Source organism: Methylobacterium variabile (assembly GCF_001043975.1).
GTDB classification, from domain to species: domain Bacteria; phylum Pseudomonadota; class Alphaproteobacteria; order Rhizobiales; family Beijerinckiaceae; genus Methylobacterium; species Methylobacterium variabile.
The window spans coordinates 1-5,303 of the sequence record NZ_LABY01000276.1 but is presented as its reverse complement, the minus strand read 5'-3'; the positions used below and the strand labels follow the sequence as shown (position 1 = coordinate 5,303).

Annotated in this window: 3 protein-coding genes; all 3 read left to right on the top strand. The window is 75.0% G+C overall.

Annotation, left to right across the window (positions count from 1 at the left end; all coding sequences use genetic code 11):
• Nucleotides 1–130: 130 nt before the first annotated feature.
• Genes VQ02_RS30745 through VQ02_RS30735 form a run of 3 tightly spaced genes read left to right on the top strand, consistent with a single transcriptional unit; the run spans nucleotide 131 to nucleotide 5,105 of the window.
• Complete coding sequence (locus VQ02_RS30745) at nucleotides 131–1,234, top strand: glycosyltransferase family 4 protein (RefSeq protein ID WP_048448059.1); 1,104 nt, start codon at nucleotides 131–133, stop codon at nucleotides 1,232–1,234.
• Complete coding sequence (locus tag VQ02_RS30740; protein WP_048448058.1) at nucleotides 1,231–3,231, top strand: glycosyltransferase; 2,001 nt, start codon at nucleotides 1,231–1,233, stop codon at nucleotides 3,229–3,231. The genes VQ02_RS30745 and VQ02_RS30740 overlap by 4 nt, the downstream gene beginning before the upstream one ends.
• Nucleotides 3,228–5,105, top strand: coding sequence for an ABC transporter ATP-binding protein (locus VQ02_RS30735; RefSeq protein WP_048448057.1), 1,878 nt, complete (start codon nucleotides 3,228–3,230; stop codon nucleotides 5,103–5,105). Before VQ02_RS30740 ends, VQ02_RS30735 begins: the two co-directional genes overlap by 4 nt.
• Nucleotides 5,106–5,303: the final 198 nt, after the last annotated feature.

Below are 5,303 nucleotides of genomic sequence, written 5' to 3'. Positions count from 1 at the left end.
AGCGGGCGCGCCTCGCCGCCGCCGCCCTCGCCCGCCTGCGGGCGGAGTTCGGCGCGGAGGCCGGGTTCGAGACGATCGCCCGCCTGCTCGGCCAGGCGGCCGGGCAAGCGGCTGGGCAAGCGGCCGGCCGATGAGCCGGATCGCCTTCTACGCGCCCCTCAAGGCCCCCGACCACCCGGTGCCCTCCGGCGAGCGCGCGGTGGCCCGGCTGCTGCTGCGGGCCCTCGCCGCGGCGGGGTTCGCGCCGGAGGTCGCCAGCTCCCTGCGCACCCGTGACCCCGACGGGTCGCGGCATCCGGTCCTGCGGGCGGAGTCGCAGGCCGAGGCCGAGCGCCTGATCGCGCGCTGCCGGGCCGATCCGCCGGACCTCTGGTTCACCTACCACGTCTACTACAAGGCGCCGGACTGGATCGGCCCGGCGGTGGCGGGCGCCCTCGGCATCCCCTACGTGGTGGCGGAGGGCTCGCGGGCTGGCAAGCGCGCCGCCGGGCCGCACGCGCTCGGCCATGCCGGTGCCGAAGCGGCGCTGGACGCCGCGAACCTGATCCTGGTGATGAACCGCCGCGACCGGCCGGCGCTGGAGGCGGCGCGGCCGGACCGTCAGGTGCTGGCCGACCTGCCGCCCTTCCTCGATCCCGCCGACTGGCCGCTGCCGGTCCTGCCCGCCGCGACGCCGCCGGCGTCCCTGCGTCTCCTCACCGTCGCGATGATGCGGGAGGGCGACAAGCTCGCCTCCTACCGCCTCCTCGCCGAAGCCCTGGTGCGGCTCGGCGACCGGTCCTGGACCCTCGACGTCGCCGGAGACGGCCCGGCGGCGCGTGAGGTGGCGGCCCTGCTCGCGCCCTTCGGCGACCGCGTGCGCCGCCACGGCGCCGTGGCGCCCCCCGCCCTCTCGGCCCTCTATTCCGCCGCCGACCTCCTGGTCTGGCCCGCCGTCAACGAGGCCTGGGGCATGGCGCTGCTCGAAGCGCAGGCCCATGGCTGCCCGGTGGTGGCCGGCGGCTACGGCGGCGTGCCCGACGTGGTGCGGGACGGCGTCACGGGCCGCGTGACGGCTCCCGGCGACGCCGCCGCCCTCGCGGCCGCGATCGCGGACCTTGTCGGTGCGCCCGACCGCCGCACGGCGATGCGGGCCGCCGCCCTCGCCTTCGCCCGCGGCGAGCGCGGCCTCGACGGGGCGGCCGCGATCTTGCGCCGGACGCTCCTGCCAATGATCGGGGAGCGGCGGGCATGAGCCGGATCCTGATCGCCGTCACGCACCTCCTTGGCGCCGGGCACCTCACCCGGGCGGCGGCGCTCGCCCGGTCCCTCGCGGCGGCCGGGCACGCCGTCACCCTCGTCTCCGGCGGCATGCCGGCGGCCCTCGCCCGTCTCGACGGCGTCCGCCTGGTGCAGCTTCCGCCGGTGCGGATCATCGGCACCGCCTTCACAGCGCTCCTCGACCCGGACGGCGCGCCGGTGACGGCGGAGCGCCTGGCGGCCCGCCGCGACGCCCTGCTCGCGGCCTTCGCGGACGCTGCCCCGGATGCGGTGATCACCGAGCTCTACCCGTTCGGCCGCCGGATTCTGACGCCGGAATTCGAGGCCCTGGTCGCAGCCGTGCGGGCCGCCTCCCCGCGTCCCCTGCTCCTCGCCTCGGTCCGCGACGTGCTGGCGGCACCGAGCCGCCCGGAGCGGGTCGCCGCCACCCACGCCCGCCTCGCGGCCTACGACGCCGTGCTGGTCCATGGCGACCCGGCCTTCCTGCCCCTCGACGCCTCCTGGCCGGTCGATGCCGACCTCGCCCGGATCCTGCGCTACACCGGCTACGTCGACGAGGCCGAGACGACGCCCGCCCCGGCCGGTCCCCGCTCCGGCATCGTGGTCTCGGGCGGGTCCAGCGCCGCGGGGCTGCCGTTGCAGGAGGCCGCCGTGGCGGCGGCGGCCCGGACGCCGGGCCTGTCCTGGCGTATCCTCGTCGGTCGCGCGGTGCCGGAGCCCGCCTTCGCGGACCTGCGCCGGGCGGCGCCGCCGAACGCCGTGGTCGAGCGGGCCCGGCCCGATTTCCGTGCCCTCCTGGCGAGCGCCGCCCTGTCGGTCAGCCAGGCCGGCTACAACACGGTGCTCGACCTCCTGCACGGCGGCGGCCCGGCCCTGCTGGTGCCGTTCGAGGCCGGCCACGAGACCGAGCAGCGCCTGCGCGCCGACACCCTGGCGGCCCACGGCCTCGCCCGGGTGCTGCCGGAGAATGAGCTGACGGCAGAAAGTCTGGCCGCGGCGGCCCTCTCCGCCCCGCCGTCGGCCGCAACCCGAGCCATCGCGCGCGACGGGTCACGGCGGAGCGTGGCGATCGTGGAGGCGATGCTGGGCACCGGCACTCCCTTCTCTCGCGCGGGAGAGGGGGCAAGGCCGGCACTTCATCAAGCCCTCGACTTGACTCCACTCACCGACGCCTTCGCCCGCGCCGCCGACCAGGGCCGCACCGTCGCCCTCTGGTGGCGCGACGACGACGCGACCGCGCATACACCCGCCCTCGACCGGCTGCTCGCGCTGGCGGCCCGCACCGGCTGGCCGGTCGCCCTGGCGGCGGTGCCGGCCCGGGCCGCACCGTCGCTGGCCGGCCGCCTGGCGGACGAGGCGGGCGTCGACCTCCTGGTCCACGGGCTCGCTCATGCCAACCACGCGCCGCCCGGCGCCAAGAAGGCCGAACTCGGCCCGCACCGGCCCCTGTCGGCATTGCGGGCCGATGCGGCGGAAGCCCTGGCCCTCGCGAAGGCCCGGCTCGGCCCCCGCCTGCTGCCGGTGCTGGTGCCGCCCTGGAACCGCATCGCCGCAGCGCTGTCCGGTGCTCTGCCGGCCCTCGGCTATCGCGGCCTGTCGGCCGCCGGGAACCTGCCGCAGGTCGCCGGGCTCTCCCAGGCCCACGCCGCGATCGACCCGATCGCCTGGCGCTCCGGCGGCGGCCTCGCCGATCCGGAGAGCATTGTCTCCCGTGCGGCGGCGGCCGTCGCAGCCGGCGGCGCGGTCGGGCTCCTCACGCACCATCTCGTGCAGGACGATCCCACCTGGGACTTCTGCGCGCGGCTCCTCGACCGGCTCGCCAATGATGCCGCGAATAGCCGCGGCGCGAGATTATCGCGGGCCGCGGCATTGTTTGCCCCAGCGGCGTCGCCCGTGTCACAAACAGACCCTATCTTTGGCGGTGATCCGGGGACGCCCCCGCCCCGAGAGGACAGCACGGCACCAGGATGACGGCACCGCTCCTGTCGATCCGCGACCTGAGGGTCGATTTCTCCACCGATACCGGCACCTTCCGGGCGGTGGACGGCCTGTCCCTCGACGTGCCGGCGGGCCGCACCGTGGCGCTCGTCGGCGAATCGGGCTCCGGCAAGTCGGTCACCGCGCAGGCGATCCTGCAGATCCTGCCCAAGGTCGCGCGGATCACCGGCGGCGGCATCCGCCTGTCGGATCCCGCGGGCCCGGCGGGCGGCACCGACATCGCGGCCCTGCGGCCCGACTCCGCCCGGATGCAGGCGCTGCGCGGCGGGCGCATCGCCATGATCTTCCAGGAGCCGATGACCTCGCTGTCGCCGCTCCACACCGTCGGCGACCAGGTCACCGAGGCGCTGCGCCTGCACGCCGACGTCTCCGCCGACCAGGCGAAGGCCCGGGCGATCGAGGTCTTCGACCGCGTCGGCTTCCCGGACCCGAAGCGGGCGCTGGTCACCTACCCGTTCGAATTGTCGGGGGGCTTGCGCCAGCGCGCGATGATCGCGATGGCGCTCATCACCAAGCCCGCCCTCCTCATTGCCGACGAGCCGACGACCGCGCTCGACGTCACCACCCAGGCGCAGATCCTGGAGCTGATGCGCGAGCTGCAGGCCGAGACCGGCATGGCGATGCTGCTCATCACCCACGACCTCGGGGTCGTCGCCAACATGGCCGACGACGTGGTGGTGATGTATCGCGGCCGGGTGATGGAGGCGGGCTCCCGCGAGGACATCTTCCGCCGGCCCGGCCACCCCTACCTCAAGGCGCTGATGCGGGCGGTGCCGCGCTTCCACATGGAGCCGGGCGAGCGCCTGACCCCGATCCGCGAGGTGAAGAGCGCGGTGCTGGCGCGCAAGGCCGGGGAGCCGCACCGGCCCGATCCGGCCGGGCCGCTGCTCGCCATCGAGGGGGTGCGCAAGTCCTTCACCCTGCGCTCGGGATGGTTCAAGGGGAAGGTGCGCACCATCAATGCCGTCAACGGCGTCTCCCTGAGCCTGCATCCGGGCCGGACGCTCGGCCTCGTCGGCGAGTCGGGCTGCGGCAAGACCACCCTGTCGAAGGTGGTGATGCGGGCGCTGCGTCCCGATTCCGGCACCGTGACCTTCGACGACGGGTCCGGCCGAGGTCCCCGCGACGTCTTCGCCCTCAAGGACCGGGAGCTGAAGGACTTTCGCCGCGCGGTCCAGTTCGTGTTCCAGGATCCGTTCTCGTCCCTCAACCCGCGCATGACGGTCTACGAGCTCCTGACCGAGCCCCTGCGGATCCACGGCGTCGGCAACGCGGACGAGCGCTACGAGCGCGCCAAGGAGCTGCTCGACATGGTCGGGCTCGACAAGACCTCGCTGCGCCGCTACCCGCACGCCTTCTCGGGCGGCCAGCGCCAGCGCCTCGGCATCGCCCGGGCGCTGGCGCTCAAGCCCCGGGTGCTGCTCTGCGACGAGCCGGTCTCGGCCCTCGACGTCTCGGTCCAGGCCCAGGTGCTCAACCTGCTGAAGGACCTGCAGGCGAGCCTCGGCGTCTCCTACCTGTTCGTCTCCCACAACCTCGCGGTCGTCGACTACATCGCCGACACGATCGCGGTGATGTGCCGGGGCTACATCGTCGAGGAGGCGCCGAAGGCGGCGCTCTTCAGGAACCCCGCCCACCCCTACACGCGGGCCCTGCTCGCCGCCGTGCCCGAGCCCGACCTCGATCATCCCCTCGACCTGAAGCTGCTGATGAGCGACCGCTTCTCCGACCCGGCGAGCTGGCCCGAGCCTTACCGCCTCACCGGCGGCGAGGCCGGGACCATGACCGAGATCGAGCCCGGCCACTTCGTGCGGGTCTCGGGTCCCGCAATCGAGCAGGCCGCCTGAACCCCCCGAAGAGACCCTGCACCGATGCCCCACGGCGCCGCCCTCCGTCCCCACCCCCTCGTCGAGCGGATGCGCCGCCGCTTCCTCGGCCGCCTGTTCGACCGCCTCGGCTACGACCTCGTCCCGGCGGTGTCCGACTGGACTCACCGCCCCCTCTCGGGGCCGGAGACCGACGCCCTGATCGCGGCCGCCGCCGCG